The sequence below is a fragment of the Iodidimonas sp. MBR-22 genome, assembly GCF_029946565.1.
GTDB classification, from domain to species: Bacteria; Pseudomonadota; Alphaproteobacteria; order Sphingomonadales; family Rhodothalassiaceae; genus Iodidimonas; species Iodidimonas nitroreducens.
In genome coordinates this window covers 71,322-90,173 of sequence record NZ_JARKVQ010000006.1, presented here as the reverse complement: position 1 = coordinate 90,173, position 18,852 = coordinate 71,322, and the positions used below count along the sequence as shown (strand labels likewise).

The window sequence follows — 18,852 nt, the reverse complement described above, 5'->3', positions numbered from 1 at the left end:
CGTCCCACATTTCCCTAGCCCAAACTGCGCAGCCTGATCCGAAAGCCAATGGATGTGCCGCGTTCGATATCACGATCTTCGGTGAAACGCTTGCGCAATTGAATGCCCAGCTCCATGCATTCATTCTCGTATAGCACTCCGGTTTCATACTCAATGGGTTCTGCATCCCGGCCAAGACCATGGATCAATCCACCAAAGATCTGCCAGCTTTTTGTTGCTTGTAGGGTTGCATCAAAGCGGATTTCTTCACGATTTGTGCGCTCGGCAATCTCCAGATCCCGGTCGATTCGAAGATAGCTTAAATTGACATAAAAAACATCATTTCCCAAGGAGGAGATCACTTCCTGTCTTTGGGGATCAAGCGTTTTCCGATCCAATTGAAATTGATAGCTGATATCGATCCAGTTTTGCACCCGGATATCGAGGGCGCCCACCACATCGGATCGTTTGGAGCCCAGCCCGGTGCCCTGGGGTAAAAATTCCGTGAGATCATTCACCCGATAAGATTGGCCAATCACCGCATCAAGGCCGATATCGTGCATATCCAGCCCATATTTAAGGCCATAAGTGGCCCGGCTGCCGCCTTCCCAAATATCGAAGCCGGGCGCGCGATTGAGCGCGAACAGCGTTTTGGAATTCAATTCAATGGTGCGGCTATCTTCATTGGGGATAGCTGTGGAAAGTCCGGTCTCAGGGATCGCTACCAATTGCACGATGGGTTCGATCCTTTGGGAAACGCCGCCCAAATGGCTGGAAAAGGGCCATGAAATGGTGGCCGAGGCGCGAGCCACGCTCCGCACTTCGCTGCCATTTTCGCCAGCAAAAAACGGATCATCGATCGTTTGCGCTTCCCGCACATCATAAAGATCGGTGCGTGCAAAAACATCGAAAACGACCCGCTGACCCATGGGGGTGATCACCGGAGCCTGCCATTGCACAGAGGTTGTGGCCCTTGCGGTATCGGCGCCATCAAATCTTACAAGCTGAATGGAATTGAACCGCGCCTCCACAGTGCCGCCCAAAACACCGGGTTTTGAGACATAATTCACATCGATCCAGGGCAGGGCCTGAGCGGTCAGCCCATTGTCATCTTCCAAACGCAGGCCATTGAAGCCAACGAGTTCGCCCGAAATATAGGTGCGGTTGAAAAAGCCTTCGATTCTGTAATCGCTTTGCAAGGTATCCACATCGGAGAAATCATAAAGCCTTAGAAAGGTATCATCACTGGCGATCTGGGCATGATAGGTGGATTGCCAATTCTTCCCATGAACAAAACGGCCTTCAGAGAAAATATGACCCCGAAAGCCATTATCGGGAATGCCGGTCAAAGCTTCCGAAGGCTGATCCCCGTGGCTGACCGATCCATCGAACTGAAAATAGCCTTTGCCCAGATGCTGGCGATAACCGAGCGCTAAAACCGGGGGTTCTTCAGTGGCAATGATCGGGGTGATGGTCAGATCGCGGCTTTCGCTAAGGACGATATGATAGGGTAATTCGGCAACGAACCCCAATTCCTGACGGCTGCGAATCTGGGGAACCAGAAGGCCGCTATCGCGCTCCACCGTGGGATCGGGATGCGAAAGATAGGGGGTCCAGAAAAGCGGAATGCCAAGAAATTCAAAGCGCGCACTTTCGTAATAAAGGCGCTGCTCATCCTTGTCATGAACCACCTTCAGCGCTTTGATCTGCCATAAAGGGGGCTTTTGCGGACGATCATCGCACACCGGGCAAGGGGAATAGACGGCATCGCGCAATTCGCTATTGCCATTTTCAAAGCGTTCCCCACGATTGGCGGCAACCCGCGCCCCATCGGCCAGAATCAAGCGGGCATTGATGATCACACCAGCCCGCAATTCACCACTCAGATTGACCGAACTGGCTTTCAGGATCATCCCTTCGGGCGTTGTGATCTTCACGCCACCTTCGGCCTGGGCGACACCGGTTTCATCATTATAGCGCAATTGCCCCGCTTCAAGACGATAGCCGCCATGCTCTAAAATCACATTACCCCGGGCAATGATCTCGCCATTTGAAGGATCGATGGAGCTTTGATCGGCGGAAAAAACGACAAACCGATCATCGGGCAATTCCGGCATTTTGAAAAGACTGCGGCGCGGCTCTTCTGAGAGGGGAACCGCCTCGAGCCTGTTGCCTTCACGGTTTTGTTCAAGATTTTGGGCCATCGCCTGCGACGAGGCGGCACAAAGCAGTGCGGCGGTCAAAAAAGGTTTTCCACGGGTCACGATAGTGGGGAACTTTCGGTCAGCTATGGGTTCATGGCTCTCTTGATACAGGCAGTTTTCATTTGTCGCAATCAACGAGGTGGCGATGACTATGGCTTTTCAGCAGCCATAGCCCACATTATGGTGGCGCGTGATCAATATGTCCCGGCCCATAGGGCGGGGCGTTGTCTGTGATGAGTAGGGAATTCATAATGAAACTATCGTTTTCTGAAGCAAAAGATCCAAAATCGGGCGTGCTGGTGCTTTTGGCTGATAAGGATGCCATCCAAAATCCCCATGTCAGGCGATTGGATGGTGCTACGGGCGGGGCCATCTCAAAGGCCATCAAATCAAGCCGCTGGGACGGAAAAGCAACCGATATTCTTGATCTTTTGGCCCCCAATGGGATTGATGCAAGCCGGATCATTCTTGCGGGCCTGGGCGATGTGAAAACCCTGAAGGTCACTGATTTTGAACGGCTGGGGGGGCGGCTGGCGAAATATCTGCAATCTGCGGGCGATCCTCTGGCCACCATCCTTCTTGATAACACAGGGGCCGATCTGCCCTTGGCGGAGCAGGCTTGCGCTTTGGCCACAGGGGCCATGCTGCGATCCTATCGCTTTGATAAATATCGCACCAAAGAACCGAAATCGAAAAAACCGACCTTGAAGGAACTGGTGCTGGCCAGCGCCGATCATAAAAAGGCGCAAGCCCTGTTCAACGTGGAAAATGCGGTTGTCTCCGGCGTTTTCCTGACCCGTGATCTGGTCTCTGAGCCTGCCAATATCCTTTATCCCGAAAGCTTTGCCAAAATTGCCCAAAGCCTTGGCGATGATGGGATCGATGTTGAGGTGCTCAATGAGAAAGAGATGCGCAAACTGGGGATGAATGCGCTTTTGGGGGTGGGCCAGGGGAGCGAACGCGAATCCCGCCTTGTGGTGATGCGCTGGAATGGGGGCGATCCGGCGGATCAGCCCATCGCTTTTGTTGGCAAAGGGGTAACCTTTGATACCGGCGGCATTTCCATCAAGCCAGCCGAAGGCATGGAACAGATGAAATGGGATATGGGCGGCGCCGGGATCGTAACCGGCCTGATGCGCGCCCTTGCCCGCAGAAAAGCCAAAGCCAATGTGGTGGGGGTGATTGGTCTGGTGGAAAATATGCCATCGGGATCTGCCCAGCGTCCGGGCGATGTGGTCACATCGATGTCGGGTCAAACCATCGAGGTGATCAATACCGATGCCGAAGGGCGGCTGGTTCTGGCCGATGCCCTTTGGTACACTCAGGATCGCTTCAAACCCACATCCATGATTGATCTGGCAACCCTGACCGGGGCCATTATCATTTCACTGGGGCATGAATATGCCGGCTATTTCACCGCTGATGAGGGTCTCTCCGCTGCTCTTTATAAGGCGGGCGATCAATCAGGGGACAAGGTTTGGCGGATGCCTTTGGCCGATGAGTATGACAAGCTGATCAATTGCGATATCGCCGATATGAAAAATGTTGGCGGCCGGGCGGCAGGATCGATCACCGCCGCGCAGTTTCTCAAGCGCTTCAGCAATGATGTGCCATGGGTGCATATCGATGTTGCGGGCATGGTCTGGTCGGATAAAGAGCATGATCTTTATGAAAAGGGGGCCACGGGCTTTGGTGTGCGCTTGCTGGATCGCTATGTGCGCGATCATAAAGGCTGATCGGTTGATCGGTTGATCGGTTTCAAAAAAACGACGCCCCTGTGCGGGGGCGTCGTTGGCCATTTTGGATCAGGTTTTAGCCGCTGTTTTCAGGCATCGGGCTCAAGCAAGCGATGCAGATGCACGATCACATATTTTTTCATAGCATCATCCACATTGGCCTGGCTCACCCCACGCCAGGCTTTTTCCGCCTCCTTGTAGCTGGGGAAAATGCCGATCATTTCGATCTCATCGAGATTTTCAAAATCAAGGCCTTGGGGATCATTCACCCGGCCGCCGAAAACCAGATGCAAAAGCGGCTTTTGGGCGGGGCCGGTCGTTTCTTTGGTCATGGTTTATCCTGTCATCAAAGCGTGGCTTTATGGAAATCGCCTGTGAGATAGCACGCAAAACCTGCCATTTGAAGATTTATGCGTGACCCCATAGCCGACATAACGCGCCTTTGATCACCCCATTCTCGATGATCAGGCCGCCTGATCTATCCTGGGCCAATAAAAGCGGCCCATCCAGATCCACCCAACGGGCGCGAGACGCCAATAACAAAGCCGGGCATAAAGCCAGGGAACTGGCGACCATCGAGCCGATGAACAGATCGAGCCCGGCATCGCGGGCGGCATCGATCATGGGCAAGGCAGGGCTCAACCCGCCCAATTTATCAAGCTTGAGATTAACCGCCTGAAAAAAGCGGGAAAGAAGGCGCATTTGTGCCGGATCATCACCATGGCAGCTTTCATCGGCACAAAGGGGAACCGGGCCATGATAATCGCCCAAAGCGACATCAAGATGGGCGGGCAGGGGTTGCTCGATCAATTCAATACCGCAATTTTGGGCCACAGCCGCCAAATGCATAAGATCATCAAAGCCCCAGCCTTCATTGGCATCGATGATCAGGCGCGCCTTGGGCGCTGCCGCCCGGCATCGGTTGATACGATCCGCATCAAGGGGGGCATCGCCCAGCTTCAGCTTTAAAAGCGGCAATGTTTGTGCGGCCTGAGCGGCTTGCCGGGCCATAATATCGGGATGATCAAGGCTGATGGTAAAAGCTGTGATCTGATCACATAAGGGCGGCAGGCCGAGGAGATCAGCCACCGATCGGCCATTATATTGTGCCCAATAATCCCATAAGGCGCAATCAAGGGCATTGCGCGCCGCCCCCGGGGGCAGCCTTATCCCCAAATCGGGCCAGCGCAGGCGACCTTCGGCCAAGGGCTCGATAAGGGGGCGCAATTGCGCAAGGGCTTTGCTGAGGCTTTCATCATAGCGGGCATAGGGAACGGCCTCACCGATCCCCTGATACTGCCCATCATCGATCATAACGGTCAGTACATCGGCGCTCAATTTGCTGCCCCGGGCAATCCGAAAAGGGCGGGCAAGGGGGAAGCTTTCAGTCCCGATCCGCATCTTTAAAGGCGGCAGGGTGATCTCGGGATAGCCAAAGCGATCAAATTTCATGCCACGCCACAAGGAAGGCCCTGATCACCGCTTATCCCGCTTCATTGGCGGATGCCGCATTGGCCCCTTTTCTCAAGGTTTCCAAAAGACGATCAAATCCCTCGCGCTGAATGAGGGATGAAAATTCATCCCGCTGGGTGATGGCCATGGAAATGCCTTCAACCTTGATATCAACGATCTGGAATTTGTCATCTTTTTTCCGCAGCCGCCAATCCGCCAATAAAGGCTCGCCGCCCGGACGAATGATCTTGCTTCTGACAAAAATATCCCGGGGGCCGGCTTCCGTGGTGCCATCCACAACCAGCTTTTCATTGCCATAATCGCCGATGCGGCCCGCAAAGCTATTGACGATGAAATCAGGAAACAGTTTTTGATATTCCTGTAATTGCGCCTCAGATGCCGTGCGCATATAGCGCCCCAGTACCAGCTTCGAGATGAAATCCACATCGAACCCTTCATGCAGAAGCTGGCGGAAGGCGGCCTGGCGTTCGGCCTCGGTTTTCGTGGGATCTGCCCAAACCTCGACGGCATCATCTGAAAGCTGGGCGATGAAATCCTTGGCACCTTCGGGATCGGCGGCAGCCGTTTCCTGTGCGCTTGCCTGCCATGAGAAAAGCCCGATGATGAGGACAAGGCTTGCGACAAGGACCTGCCAATGGATGAATGGGCTTGAATGGTTCTGTTTCATTCTGGGGCGGTATCCTTCTCTTGATCTATGCTGCAGCATTTTATGGTATTTAGAGGCGTTCATGTCGATGGCAAGCCTGTTCACTTGATCGTCATCACGGCATCGGGCGGCGGATCAGCCTTGAATTGTCGCAAATAAGCGATCAGGTCCAAACGATCCTGATCTTTCATAATCCCTGAAAATGGCATTTTATTGCCCGGCAATAAAGAATTCGGGCTTTTAAGCCATTGATCAAGACGATCTTCAGTCCAGATAAAATCCGCATCCTTCAGGGTTGCGGAATAATGTTGATAGTTTGGATCAAACCCAACCCTTCGGCCAAAAAGGCCAAACAGATTGGGCTTTGAGTCGTCGGTCATGTGGATATCAGCCGGGGCCAAATCATGGCAAGCCTTGCAGCTGAAAAAAAGAATGCGACCGCGTTCCGCATCACCGCCGGGCATGGATAGGGTTTCATCCGCTTTAGCGGGAATGCTGCAAGCCATCGCGATCAGCAGCAAAACACAAATGATGCCGCGCCGATATCGCTGTGCGTGGCTGAATGATGGAATGGGGAGATCAGATCGCATATCGCCTCATGATGCAGATCAGTAAAATGAACGAAACGGGCCACCGTTTATCGGCAGCCCGTTTGATCGGCGGTTTTTATCCACGGATTTGAAACGCCCGCTATTCCGCCGGTTGTTGCGCTGCCCGCTCGGCATTGGTGGGCAAATCGCCGGAGCGCACACGGGCCAGATAATCCTCGAGCATCCGCTTGACTTCAGACGACAGGATATAAAGCCCAATAATATTGGGTAGGGCCATGCCCAATATCATGGCATCGGCAAAATCCATCACACTGGTCAATTGCATGGATGAACCAATCACCAGAACCGAAAGGAATACCATCTTGAAAAGGGTGATTGGCATTTTTTTATTGCCGCCCAGTAGATAGACGAAAGATCGCTCGCCATAGTAATACCAGGTGATCGATGTGGAAAAAGCAAAGAGCAGAACGGCAATCGACAGCACATAGGGAAACCAGCCAAAAACCGAAGCGAAGGCGGCTGATGTGAGGGCAATACCATCCGAGATTTCGGCTTCCAGATGCATATTGGTGATGATGATCACCAAAGCCGTCATGGTGCAGATGACCACGGTATCGATGAAAGGCTCCAACAAAGCGACCAGGCCTTCGGCAACCGGTTCCTTGGTTTTGGCCGCAGAATGGGCAATCGCCGCCGAACCAACACCGGCTTCATTGGAAAAGCTGGCGCGGCGCAGGCCCTGCACCAATACACCAACAAACCCGCCCGCAATCCCGATGGGGGCAAAGGCCCCGGCGATGATCGCCCCAAAGGCGGACGGAATATGGCCGATATTCATCGCTAAAATGATGAGCGCGGATGTGACATATAAAATGCCCATCATGGGAACAAGGCGTTCTGTCACCCGGGTGATGGAGCGAATGCCCCCGATGATCACCAGCCCCACGGCCCCGGCATAGATCAAGCCGATGATCCAGGTTTTCCCGCTCATGAAACTGTCAGGGCCAAAGAGCGCCGGCACCATCACATCCATGAATTGCTGGGAGGATTGATTGACCTGAAACATATTGCCCGCGCCAAAAGCCCCGCCAATGCACAAAATGGCAAACATAACGGCCAGAACCCGGCCTAATCCGCCCATGCCGCGTTTTTCCAGCCCTCGCGAGAGATAATACATCGGGCCGCCGGAAACGACGCCATTTTCATCGATCTGTCGGTATTTAACACCCAGGGTGCACTCCACGAATTTGGAGGTCATGCCAAACAGCCCGGCCAATATCATCCAGAATGTGGCCCCCGGGCCGCCAATGGAAATGGCAATGGCAACGCCCGCGATATTCCCCAGCCCCACGGTGCCCGAAAGGGCCGCCGTCAGTGCCTGGAAATGGGTCACCTCGCCGGGGTCTTTGGGATTGTCATATTTACCGCTGACAATGCGGAAAGATTGCACAAAACCGCGCAGATTGATGAAGCGCATTTTTAAGGTGAAGAAAATGGCACCGAACAAAAGCCACAAAACGATGAAGGGAATGCCGATGGCCCCATTATCCAGCGCCTTGACAAATAATCCCGATGCCAGCGGGGTAAAGGATGCGTTCTGATTGCTGGAAACCGAAAGGTTGATGACATTACGTTCGCGTTCGAGGCTGATGCCGCTATCCGCGAAATCGTTTAAAATGGCGGCTTCCAGATTGGCGGCTGTTTCGCTGCCGGTGGCGGCCCTTTGCACAGCATTATGGCCGGGGCAGACAAATCCATCGCTATCGATTTCATAAACCCGGCTTTTGCCTGCAATCGAAATGGTTAAACGGTCGTTTTCCAAAAGCCGGGTTTCACTGACCCGGATGGCCCCCGTGGATTGATCCTGCCCGCCTTTGATGGGGATTGGGTAAAAGATGAAATTTGAAACAGCATCTGTGATCGGGCTGACCAGCGCATTGATCTTTTCATCGACACTTAATTCTGGGGGGGTGCATTGATCTGGCGGCGCGGCAGATGCCGGATTTGAGAAGGAAAACCAGAAAAGAAGAGCCGATGTAACGGCTATGGTCGCAATCTTCATGAACGCCTCACAATTATTTTCGCCCCGAACGGCTTTGGATGCATTTTATGCTGCATTTGGTAATGCAACCGCCACTATGCCCAACCATCCCACAGACAAGAGACACATGAAGCCCCCCGCCTTATCGTTTGGTTTTTGGCCCACCGAATGGGCATTGGCGGAGATGCTAGCCGCTTGGCATCCGAAGCACAACAAAACCGTCATCATTTAGTCGGAATGAAGCCATAATCCGCTGATGGCGGGATCAGGATGTTCTTTGTTTTTCCCGCGATGGGCCATCGGCTCCAGAGGGAGCAGAGCCTGCTGGTCCAGAGCTTGCTGGTCCAGAGCTTGCCGAGCGGCCATAAAGGCCCGCACCCAAAGGGCGCGTTTCGGGGTAACCCTGATCTTTTTGTCGGCCAGAACGATCTGTCTGGCGATCTGTCTGGCGATCTGTTTGGCGATCTGCGGGGCGGGAGTCCCCTTCATTGCTGGCTGATTGAGGCTCAGGCTGCTCAACGGGATCGGCCTTGCTTGCGGTTTCTTCTTTCAGGGGATTATCCACATGCACGATCTTGCCGGATAATTTCGCCCCAGCCTCAACCGACAGAGATTGGTGTAAAATATCACCCGTAACATGGGCCGTTTTTTCAAGCCGCACGGCGTGGCCGCGAATTTCGCCATCCACAGTGCCCCTGATGGTCACAGTCGAAGCCCGGATGGTGCCCAAAATACTGCCGCAATCCCCCACGGTCAAAGAATCGCAGGTGACATCGCCCTTGATATTGCCATCGAGCTGAATTTCACCCGGGCTATCAATATTACCCAGAATCTCAACAGCCTTGCTGATGATCGAGGGGGCCCCCGATAGGCTGCTGTCCCGTTTTCCATTGGGTGCTGGATCAATTTTCTTCATATCTGCCTTGCTGGAGCGCTTGAACATCGAGAGCAGCCTCAATAAAGGGCAAGGGATCGACAAGAGCACCATTGAACCAGACTTCCCAATGCAGATGCGTACTTGTTGATCGACCTGTTGATCCCATTTCACCAATCTTCTGACCGGGTTTCACACGTTCCCCGGATTTTACGCTTAAACTGCGCATATGGCCATAACGTGTCCGAAAACCATTGCCATGATCAATTTCCACCATCAGCCCATAAGCCGGCTTGCGGGCAGAAGTAACCACGGTTCCAGCGGCGGCAGCCATAATGGGTTCCCCCGGCCAGCCCGCCATATCAAGGCCGGAATGATCCGCCCAGCTTTTGCGAAAGGGATCGATTCGCGCCCCGAACTGGCTGCTGATATAATATTTTGCGGCAGGAATATGGGATGGAATATTCGCGATTGCCTGATCGATCAGGCTACGCTGAAACGCCAATTGCCCAAGTTTTTTGAATATTTGCGAAAATATAGACGGGTCGGCGCTCGTAAAAGGCCCGCCAGTCCCACTTGGTGGATCGGCTTTCTTCAGCAAAGCCTCATAGGGAATACCCAAACTGGCGATCACCTCATGTCTGCGCTCGATATTTTTCTGCTCCGAAAGGATCAGCGCTTGGGCCGTTCGATCCTGATTACGTTCAACCCGATCAAGTTTTTCGATGATGAGATCAAGGCTTTCAGAAATGGATGTCACTGCATCTGAAGAGGAAGGGATCGACATGAGATCAAGTGTGGGGGCTGCCTGTGCGCCGGAAATCCCCAATCCGCCCATCGCCGCATTTGCAAAATTTGCCGCTTTCCACTGCGTGCCGGAAGGGTTCAGACGAGCGCCTTCATCCAGGTGATCGCCCTCGACCGATGAAAGATCGTCTTGGGCCGGCTCATTGCCGGTTTCATGGGCTTTATCCATATCCACATCTGCGGCATCGGATGTGTTTTGGGGGCGAAGGGGTGGGCGCAAAACAAGCGGCCCATCCGGCGATGGGTTGCCCGCCGCATCCTCATTGGGTTGCTGTGAAACAGCCGTCTTCAGGGTGGCCGCAGGGGCCAGCTTTTCAAGAAATTTCTGCCTGGCTTCCAGGCGCTCGGCCCGATCAAGGGCGCTGCTTTTCAGGCGTTCCAATTCAACCAGCAGGGAATTCAATTCGTGAGAGACATATTTCAATTCCTGTTGCTTGGTGGCAACCCGATTATCATCGGTGAGATAGGAAATGGATGCGGTCAAGGTCCAGGCGATCAGCCCAAGGGCGACGACCGACACCGATGCCTGAAACAAAGGCGAGAGGCGCGCGAAACGGACTTCGCCGCGGGTACGGAAAAAAATCTGGCGTTCGGGAAATGCCCGCTCAAAAAGCTGCGTTGCCTGACGCAGGATATGCTCTTTGTGGATACGCAAAAGACTGATCTATCCCTATGAACCGTATTTCTGCTTTGCCTGAAACTGAAAGCCACAAGAGCCTTATGTTATGGGCAGATGATTTGCAAATGCCTTAACAAGACAAGCAATTGTTCTCAATTCATTCATGTTCCTGATATAAATGACCGTCAAAAGACCCAAAGATCAAGGGTTTTCAGCGGTTTGAGCTGCCAGCGGCCGGTAAAAGCTTTCTGCCAGCCCGGCTTTGCTGCGGGCCTCCACATTAAAGGGCGGCTTCAAAGCCCCGCGAAAATAGCGGGTGACAAGGGATTGAAAGCTTTTTTCGGGATCAAGGCCAAGCCTTTCGCAGTGCCAGTGAAACCAGCGCGCCCCTGCCGCCACATGGCCGATTTCATCATGATAAATGGTCGAAAGCGCTTCTACGCTTTCCGAATCGCCCATGGATTGGAATCGCGCAATCATGGATGGGGTAACATCAAGGCCTCGTGCCTCCAAAACCAAAGGCACCACCGCAAGGCGGGCTTCAAAACAATCCGCAGTGTTGATGGCCGCTTCCCACAGCCCATCATGGGCGGGCAGATCGCCATAAGCCGAGCCATAGGCGATCAAACGATCTGATATCAGCATGAAATGGCGGGCTTCATCATCGGCGACCCCCACCCAATCATCAAGAAAATCACGGGGCATATCCGCGCCAAAGCGGGCAATCAAATCCCATGCGAGATCGATGGCATTCAATTCGATATGGGCCACGGCATGAAGGAGGGCGATGCGGGTGGCAAGGCTTCCGGCTTTGCGCCTGCGGGGCATTTCACCGGGCGGCAAAAGCTGCGGCTTCGGCGGTCGTCCGGGGCGGGCGGCCAAGGCTTCGGGAAAGCTAGCCACCAGCGCACCCGCCTGCCACAGGCTGGCAGCTTCCCGGCTTTTGCGGGCTTTCAGGATGGCATCATCACAACCCAGAACCTGAGCCGCCATGGCCCCCAAGGATTGGGGTGGAGCATTCGTCAGTGCGGCATTGCACATGCTATCACGCCAAAACCATAATCACGCCAAGGACTGACAAGCGGCCAGAACCTCATCGGCATGGCCCTTCACCTTCACCTTGGGCCAGAGATGGGCAATATTGCCCTCCCGGTCGATCAGAAAGCTCGATCTGTTGATGCCCATATAGCTGCGGCCATACATCTGTTTTTCCTGCCACACGCCATAGCGTTCGCAAACATCGCCTTTTTCATCTGATAAGAGCCGGATTTTGAGATCGTGTTTGGCGATGAAATTTTCATGCTTTTTGACGGAATCCTTTGAAACGCCGAGGATCACTGTATCGGCGGCATCGAAATCCGCTTTCAGACGGCTGAAATCATTCGCTTCGGTGGTGCAGCCGGGGGTGTTGTCTTTTGGGTAGAAATACAACACCAGCTTCCGTCCTTTGAAATCGGCAAGGCGCAAGGTGTCTCCGCCATCTGCGGGCAGGGAAAAATCGGGAGCGTGATCGCCGATTGCGGGGCCGGTTGCGGGGCCGGTTGCGGATGGATTGTCGGTCATGAAACTGTCTCGCTTTGTTCTGTTTGTCCGTGTTGACCCAGATAATGATGATAAATTTGCTTCACATCGGCAAGCCCGGTCATCAATTGCTTTTGCGTGCTCTCAAAATCTGTGGACTGGGTCGCCCGGGCAAGCACGGCGCGCAATTCGGGCGGAAAGCTGCGCTCATCAGGCTCGCCGGTCAAGGTCAATCGCAAGATGCTTTGGATGGCATGGAAATGCGCATGGGCCGCTTTCAGCTTATCCCCGGCATCTGATTTCAGCGCCTTGATGGTGATCAGATGATCGATGCAATCATCAAGCCTTGGGGTGAAGATTGTTTGTTGCTTTTGGCCATGGCGCAATAACAGATATTGAATGATGAACTCCATATCGATCAGCCCGCCCCGCACGTGTTTCAGGCTCCAGGGATTATCGGTTGCAAATTGCGCGGCAAGCCTTTCCCGCATGGAAAAAACGGCGGGCAACAAGGCCTTGGGATTATGGCCGGCGGTGAGGGTGCTGTGAATGCTGCGCCTGATATCATCGGCCATTTTTTCGGGTGTGGCCACCAGTCGGGCCCGGGTGAGGGCCATATGCTCCCATGTCCAGGCGGCATCGCGATAATATTCGGCAAAGGTTTTCAAGGTGACGACCAGCGGCCCCGCATTGCCCGATGGCCGCAGCCGGGTATCCACCTCCCAAAGCCGCCCTTCGGATGTCAGCGCCGTAAAGGCGGTCAATAGCGCTTGCCCCAGGCCGCTGAAATAGCGCGATGGCCCCACCTGTCTGGGGCCGTCGGATTGTTGGGCATCGCCCGCCACATCATAAAGAAACACCAGATCGAGATCGGAGCCGAAAGACAATTCCCGGCCGCCATATTTGCCCATCGCCACGATGCCCAAGGCCCCGCCGGGAAAACGCCCGAAACGCTCGGCATACTGATCTTCGACCCGGGGCAGCAGCGTTTCCATCACGGCATCGGCCAGATTGGTCATCGACAGGCTGGTTTCACGCACATCGCAAATGGCTTCAAGCGCCTGCACCCCAAGCTGAAATTTACGCTCATCAGTCCAGCGCCGCACGATATCGAGAATATCCTGATAATCCCGCGCCCTTTTGAGAGCGGTTTCCAAATCGGCGCGCAAGGTCTGTTGATCGGGCAAGGGCGCAAAAAAACCGGGATCAAGGATCGCATCCACCAAATGGGGATGGCGGGCCATGTTTTCGGCTAAAGCGGGGGCGATGCCCATGATCCGCGCCACCAGCCGAAAGAGTGAAGGGTTGGATTGAAAGAGCGAGAAAATCTGAACACCGGCAGGCAGTTGGGCGATGAAGCTATCAAATCGGCTGAGGGCGCGATCCGGTTGCTGGGTGCCGGAAAAGGCTTCCAAAAGCGGCTTTAGGCAATGCGATAATAGCTTGCGCGCCCGGGCCGTTTTCAAGGCCCGATAGCGGCCCCTTTGCCAGCGGTCGATCACTTGCACCATATCGGATGGATTGGCAAAGCCCAGCTCTTCAAGCAAGGAAAGCAGCGCTGCCTCATTTGGATATCCGCTGTCTTCCGTTTCATCGCCGGCGGGCAATAGGGCTTCATAATGCCGGCTGACAGGGTCCAGATGATTTTTGAGCGCGCTGTGCAAAGCATCAGGGGATGCGAACCCACAAAAACAGGCGATCCGCGCCAGATCATCGGGTTGCTCGGGGATTTTATGGGTTTGCGCATCATGGATCATTTGCAGGCGATGTTCGATCATCCGCAAAAATTGATAGGCCTGGGCCAGTTCATCCCGCTCGATGGCCTTGATCCGATTGTGCTGCACCAGATGATCAAGTGTTTCCAGAGTTGCTTTGCTGCGTAAGGCAGGGTTTCTGCCCCCGGCTATGAGCTGATTGATCTGGGTGAAAAATTCGATCTCACGAATGCCGCCCCGGCCCAGCTTCACATCAAATCCCGGGAGGCTGAAAACACCCTTTTCATGATGATGATGGCGATGGATCTGGTTTTTGATGCGGTGAATATCCTCGATGGCCGCAAAATCCATCGAACGCCGCCAGATGAACGGCGATAATCTTTGCAGATAGGCGGCGCCTGCCTTGCGATCACCGGCACAGACCCGGGCCTTGATCATGGCGGCGCGCTCCCATGGCTGGGCAAGGCTTTGATAATAGGATTCCGCCGCCCCCACCGATAAAGCAATGGATGTCGCCCCGGGATCGGGCCGCAACCGAAGATCGGTGCGAAACACATAACCATAAGCCGTGCGGGCATCAAGAATCCGCACCAGATCCTGGGTGATCTTAATCATGCAATCAGATAGGGAACGCGGGCCCGTGGCTTGCGCGATTTCCTCGTCATATAAAACGATCAGATCGATATCGCTGGAATAATTAAGTTCATGCGCCCCCAGCTTGCCCATGGCCAGCACGAAATATCCGCAATCTTCGGGTTTGTCGCCATCGTTACCAGCCTTTAATTCACCTTTCTGAATGCGATCCCGTAAAAGAAACTGCACCCCCGATTCGATGGAGAGATCGGCAAAATCCGATAAGGCGCGGGTGACTTTTCCTAAATCCCACTGGCCCGAAAGATCGGCTGCCGCCACCAAAAGGGCCATCCGCATTTTGGCGATCCGCAGGCATTGCATCAGTTGATCGAGATTGGCAGCCGAATATGTCTGTTGTCGCACGTTTTCACACTGTGCCGTCCATGCCGCATCCGGGCCAAGGGATAGCAACGCCAGCAAGGCATTCGGGCACATTTGTAACAGCCGTGCCAGAAAGGGGCTGTTGCCTGCCATGGCGTGAACCAGCGCTTTGGTTTCGGCTTGTTTCAAAAGGGCCAAGTCTTTGGGATCATCGCATGACTTCAAAAGCGCGTCATATGCATCTGCCGCTTTGATCTGATCATAGGGGGGTGCTATGGCAGGCATCTGGCTCTCTTCCTGATCTGATCGCAAAATCATGGATCAGACAATGCGGAAATCGGCATGATCGGGTCAAGTCCCGTTCGGAATCCGGTCATATCAGGGCCATGATTTTTGGGAAAAGAAAGTCCTGTTCTGGAGAATCCTGCGTGCGCCGATGGCTGAAATCAACCGCCCTTTTTATTACCGCATTTACGATGGTGCTGGTGTTGGGGGCTGCGGCCTTGTTGATCAGATTGAGCCTGAAGCCTTTCTCGCTTGGGCCTTTTTCTGATCAAGCGGCGATTTTTATTAATGACCTCTATCCCGATTTCGCTGTTGATTTTTCCCGGGCCGCGCTTTTTTGGAACCGGGATGAAAACCGCCTTGAAATCACCTTATCGGATGTGGCCCTGACGCTGCTTGATGGTGCCGGTGATGAAAATGATGCGAAGCTGCCATCGCTGATCATTTATTGCGAGGCAAGCGCCCTTTTGCAGGGACAATTTCGCCCGCTGAATATCATTATCGAAGAGGCCGATGTGCGCATTGGCTGGTCGGCGCAAAAGCTGGATGTCCTTTTGCGCGGCGAAAGCCGGGCGGTTGATGTTGCTGAAACTCTTGATGAAAACGCCAATGATACGGGCCTTGATCTAGAAATGCCGCCGCTTTTAAAAACGGTGATTGATCAGTTGACGGATGAAGTGAGCTCCGATGCCCCCTTTTCCTCTCTTGTTCAATTGGAAATCAAAAGCGCGCATATAGAATTGCAAGAACGCCCATCCGGGGTGGTCTGGACCATTCCCGATGCCGCCTTGCAATTTCGCCGGGCCGGAGAGGCGCAATTAAATATAAAGGGGCAGGGCCAGATCATCACGAAGGATCAGGGCCCAGCCGGTGCCATCAGCTTTGAAGGCCGTGTTTTCGGGAAAGACGGTCGGCGCCAATTTGATGCCAATTTAACCGCTTTGCGCTTGCCCAATCTGGCGCGCGGTATTGATGAACTCGCGTTTTTTCTTGGTCTTGAGATGCCCCTGAGCACGGATCTGCATCTTGATCTATCTGCAAGGCCGGATCGCACATTGGCAATCATGCTTGATCTGCGGGCAGGTAGCGGGGCTTTGGCAATAGGCCCGTGGTATGAGGCGCCCCGGGCTTTTGATGAATTGGCGGCATCGCTTTTATATGACAGCAAAAGCCGATTGCTGGAGGTCACCGGCCTTTCGGCACGCTTTGCCCAAACGGAATTGTTTTTATCAGGCAAGGTTTTACCCAGCCGCAAAGGGCCGCCCGCAATCAATTTGAAGGGCGGGTTTTCGCAATTGCCGGTGCAGGATCTGGTGGAATATTGGCCCAATGATCTGGCTTCAGGGGCGCGTCGCTGGATCGCTGAGAATATGCCCAAAGGCCGCCTTCATGAAGGCAATCTTATCTTGAACCTTGGTGCAGCAGATTGGCAGGCTGAAAGCCTGAGCAATGAACAATTCAGTCTCAATTTTAAATTTGAAAAACTTGAGGCCCATGTTTTAAGGCCGATGCCGCCCATCCTCGATGCTTCGGGCGAGGGCACATTATCGGCGCGCGATCTGATGCTGCAGATTAAGGGCGGCGCGGCTGATGGCTTGCCGGTGGCTGGATCACAGGTGCATCTTTATGATTTTGATCAGCCCGGCCCGCAAATGGCCAGCATTGCTTTGAAAGTCGAGGCTCCGCTTCCCGATATTCTGCGGCTGATCGATTATGAGCCCTTAGGCTATACTACGGCTTTTGGTCTGGAGGCGGATCGCCTGAAAGGTGATGGCCAGCTTGTGGCGCAGCTCGATTTTCCGTTGGTGAAAGAATTGTCTTTGGATGATGTGGAAATCGATGTGCAGGCGACTGTGCAAAAGCTTGCGATCCCTGATCTTTTTGCCGAAAAACCTTTAGAAGACGGCAATCTTGATCTGCATGTCGATCGCAATGGCCTGAAGGTTGCGGGCACGGCTCGGCTGGGTGTGGCCGATCTCGATATCATCTGGCGGGAAGATTTCACGGCTGAAGACGGGTCCTTGTCTTCGGATTTTACCATAACATCATCTTTTGATCGCGCGATTTTGGCTGATCTGTTTTTTGATCCTGCGCCCTATTTTTCCGGCACGGGTAAAGCCGAGATCATCCTGCAAGGCCGTGGCCCCGAAATCGAAAAGGGGCAGGTGGCTCTGAATTTGGATGATGCGATTTTGGCCGTGGAGCCTTTGGGCTGGCACAAACCCGCCGAGATGGCCGCAACATCAAGCTTTTCCATCGATTTCAGCGATGAGGATATGATCCATTTTGAACAGATCAGGATGCAATCGCCGGATGGCGCGCTTTCCGGTTCGATTGATCTGGCCGGGGATGGTCGTTTTCTATCCGCCGATTTTCCCCTTTGGCAGATGGGTGAAACCGATATCAGCGCCAGATTATCCCTGAAAGACCAAGCTTATATCCTTGATATAGATGGGAAAAGCCTTGATTTAAGGGGGCTTTTGAAATCTTTGGGCGCGCGCTTGGGTTCGCCTGACCGATCATCAGCACAAACAGCCGATGATCAGCCGATAGAGGCCATATCCTTTGCCTTTGATCTGGATGAGCTTGTGACGCTGGATGGTATCAGCTTTTATGATCTGGCTATTTCCGGTCGCCATGATGGGCAGATTGTGCGGGCTTTGAACCTATCGGCTCAAACAGGAGATGGTGAAGCCCGGAATGATGAGGCTTTATATCTGCGCCTGATGCCAGCGGATACTGGGCCCGCGGACAATAAGGATGGTCGAAGCCTTGTTTTGTCGTCTGGCAATGCGGGGCGGACGCTGAAGGGACTGGGCATTTTTCCCAATGCCGAAGGGGGCGCTTTGGATATGCGCGCCGATCTTTCCATTGTTGAAGGCAATCTGGCGGCCCGTGGCGAGGCCAGACTGAGCAATGTGACCCTTCATCAATCGCAGAATGAAACCCTTTCAGGCGATGCGAGCAGCGGGCTGGAGGACTATATCGGCCCGGGGGGGCTGGTCTTTAATGACATGCGGGTGCCCTTCAGCCTGCAAAACGGCATCGTGGATATTGATGGGGCCTCTGCCAATGGTCCGCGCATCGGATTAACCATGGAAGGGCAGATCGATGAACAATTCGATCGTATCAATATCAATGGGGTGATCGTTCCCGCCTATCGGCTCAATTCCTTTCTGGGCCATATTCCTTTGATCGGCGGATTGTTCACCGGCGGGCAGGGGGGTGGTTTGTTTGCCTTGTCTTATCGGGTGAAGGGGCGCACATCCGATCTCGATATCTCGGTCAATGCGCTGACGGCGATCATGCCGGGGATTTTGCGCAAACCCTTCGAGGGCAGCAAGGGCCGGATCGAGCCGGATGACCCGCCAAAAAATGAGGAGGAAGCCGATCCGGCCTCTGAAAGCGCCGAACCGCCCCATTAAAGCTGCATCTGATCGGCTGAAG

The 18,852-nt window shown here is 53.9% G+C and carries 13 protein-coding genes; 2 read left to right on the top strand and 11 right to left on the bottom strand.

The features are described 5' to 3' along the window. Positions 1-14: 14 nt before the first annotated feature. Positions 15-2,222: an LPS assembly protein LptD gene (gene lptD / locus QK300_RS06390; RefSeq protein WP_281300875.1), complete on the bottom strand. Its 2,208-nt coding sequence runs from the start codon at positions 2,220-2,222 to the stop codon at positions 15-17. A 212-nt stretch (positions 2,223-2,434) separates the two neighbouring features. Here lptD and QK300_RS06385 point away from each other — a divergent pair, with 212 nt between their 5' ends. After that, positions 2,435-3,919, top strand: coding sequence for a leucyl aminopeptidase (locus QK300_RS06385; RefSeq protein WP_281300876.1), 1,485 nt, complete (start codon positions 2,435-2,437; stop codon positions 3,917-3,919). An 89-nt stretch (positions 3,920-4,008) separates the two neighbouring features. Here QK300_RS06385 and QK300_RS06380 read toward each other — a convergent pair whose 3' ends face one another. From QK300_RS06380 to QK300_RS06335, 10 genes are all read right to left on the bottom strand, one after another. Further along, positions 4,009-4,251 (bottom strand): DUF4170 domain-containing protein, encoded by a 243-nt coding sequence (locus QK300_RS06380; protein ID WP_042086218.1) that lies wholly within the window; start codon positions 4,249-4,251, stop codon positions 4,009-4,011. A 76-nt stretch (positions 4,252-4,327) separates the two neighbouring features. Then, complete coding sequence (locus QK300_RS06375; protein WP_281300877.1) at positions 4,328-5,371, bottom strand: dipeptide epimerase; 1,044 nt, start codon at positions 5,369-5,371, stop codon at positions 4,328-4,330. Positions 5,372-5,402: 31 nt separating this feature from the next. Continuing rightward, positions 5,403-6,059: an ABC transporter substrate-binding protein gene (locus QK300_RS06370; RefSeq protein WP_281300878.1), complete on the bottom strand. Its 657-nt coding sequence runs from the start codon at positions 6,057-6,059 to the stop codon at positions 5,403-5,405. Positions 6,060-6,139: 80 nt separating this feature from the next. After that, complete coding sequence (locus tag QK300_RS06365; RefSeq protein ID WP_281300879.1) at positions 6,140-6,502, bottom strand: c-type cytochrome; 363 nt, start codon at positions 6,500-6,502, stop codon at positions 6,140-6,142. 226 nt (positions 6,503-6,728) lie between these two features. Then, complete coding sequence (locus tag QK300_RS06360; protein WP_281300880.1) at positions 6,729-8,651, bottom strand: alanine/glycine:cation symporter family protein; 1,923 nt, start codon at positions 8,649-8,651, stop codon at positions 6,729-6,731. A 244-nt stretch (positions 8,652-8,895) separates the two neighbouring features. Continuing rightward, entirely contained in the window at positions 8,896-9,546 is a 651-nt protein-coding gene (locus tag QK300_RS06355) for a polymer-forming cytoskeletal protein (protein ID WP_281300881.1), read from the bottom strand. Further along, positions 9,533-10,966 (bottom strand): peptidoglycan DD-metalloendopeptidase family protein, encoded by a 1,434-nt coding sequence (locus tag QK300_RS06350; RefSeq protein WP_281300882.1) that lies wholly within the window; start codon positions 10,964-10,966, stop codon positions 9,533-9,535. Before QK300_RS06350 ends, QK300_RS06355 begins: the two co-directional genes overlap by 14 nt. Before the next feature lie 165 nt (positions 10,967-11,131). Further along, positions 11,132-11,971: a ferritin-like domain-containing protein gene (locus tag QK300_RS06345; RefSeq protein ID WP_281300883.1), complete on the bottom strand. Its 840-nt coding sequence runs from the start codon at positions 11,969-11,971 to the stop codon at positions 11,132-11,134. A gap of 21 nt (positions 11,972-11,992) precedes the next feature. Further along, positions 11,993-12,493, bottom strand: a complete 501-nt coding sequence (bcp, locus tag QK300_RS06340; protein ID WP_281300884.1) for a thioredoxin-dependent thiol peroxidase — start codon at positions 12,491-12,493, stop codon at positions 11,993-11,995. Continuing rightward, the gene (locus QK300_RS06335) at positions 12,490-15,405 is read right to left on the bottom strand and encodes a bifunctional [glutamine synthetase] adenylyltransferase/[glutamine synthetase]-adenylyl-L-tyrosine phosphorylase (RefSeq protein ID WP_281300885.1); all 2,916 of its coding nucleotides are present in this window, start codon (positions 15,403-15,405) and stop codon (positions 12,490-12,492) included. Before QK300_RS06335 ends, bcp begins: the two co-directional genes overlap by 4 nt. Before the next feature lie 143 nt (positions 15,406-15,548). Between QK300_RS06335 and QK300_RS06330 the strand changes: the two genes are divergently transcribed. Next, positions 15,549-18,830, top strand: coding sequence for a DUF3971 domain-containing protein (locus QK300_RS06330; protein WP_281300886.1), 3,282 nt, complete (start codon positions 15,549-15,551; stop codon positions 18,828-18,830). Positions 18,831-18,852 lie beyond the last annotated feature (22 nt).

Excerpts from the sequence above, each read along its gene's own strand:
- QK300_RS06385 (WP_281300876.1), top strand. The coding sequence starts at position 2,435 with ATGAAACTATCGTTTTCTGAAGCAAAAGATCCAAAATCGGGCGTGCTG.
- QK300_RS06380 (WP_042086218.1), bottom strand. The coding sequence starts at position 4,251 with ATGACCAAAGAAACGACCGGCCCCGCCCAAAAGCCGCTTTTGCATCTG.
- QK300_RS06365 (WP_281300879.1), bottom strand. The coding sequence starts at position 6,502 with ATGCCCGGCGGTGATGCGGAACGCGGTCGCATTCTTTTTTTCAGCTGC.
- QK300_RS06375 (WP_281300877.1), bottom strand. The coding sequence starts at position 5,371 with ATGAAATTTGATCGCTTTGGCTATCCCGAGATCACCCTGCCGCCTTTA.
- bcp (WP_281300884.1), bottom strand. The coding sequence starts at position 12,493 with ATGACCGACAATCCATCCGCAACCGGCCCCGCAACCGGCCCCGCAATC.
- QK300_RS06355 (WP_281300881.1), bottom strand. The coding sequence starts at position 9,546 with ATGAAGAAAATTGATCCAGCACCCAATGGAAAACGGGACAGCAGCCTA.
- QK300_RS06335 (WP_281300885.1), bottom strand. The coding sequence starts at position 15,405 with ATGCCTGCCATAGCACCCCCCTATGATCAGATCAAAGCGGCAGATGCA.
- QK300_RS06345 (WP_281300883.1), bottom strand. The coding sequence starts at position 11,971 with ATGTGCAATGCCGCACTGACGAATGCTCCACCCCAATCCTTGGGGGCC.
- QK300_RS06360 (WP_281300880.1), bottom strand. The coding sequence starts at position 8,651 with ATGAAGATTGCGACCATAGCCGTTACATCGGCTCTTCTTTTCTGGTTT.
- QK300_RS06370 (WP_281300878.1), bottom strand. The coding sequence starts at position 6,059 with ATGAAACAGAACCATTCAAGCCCATTCATCCATTGGCAGGTCCTTGTC.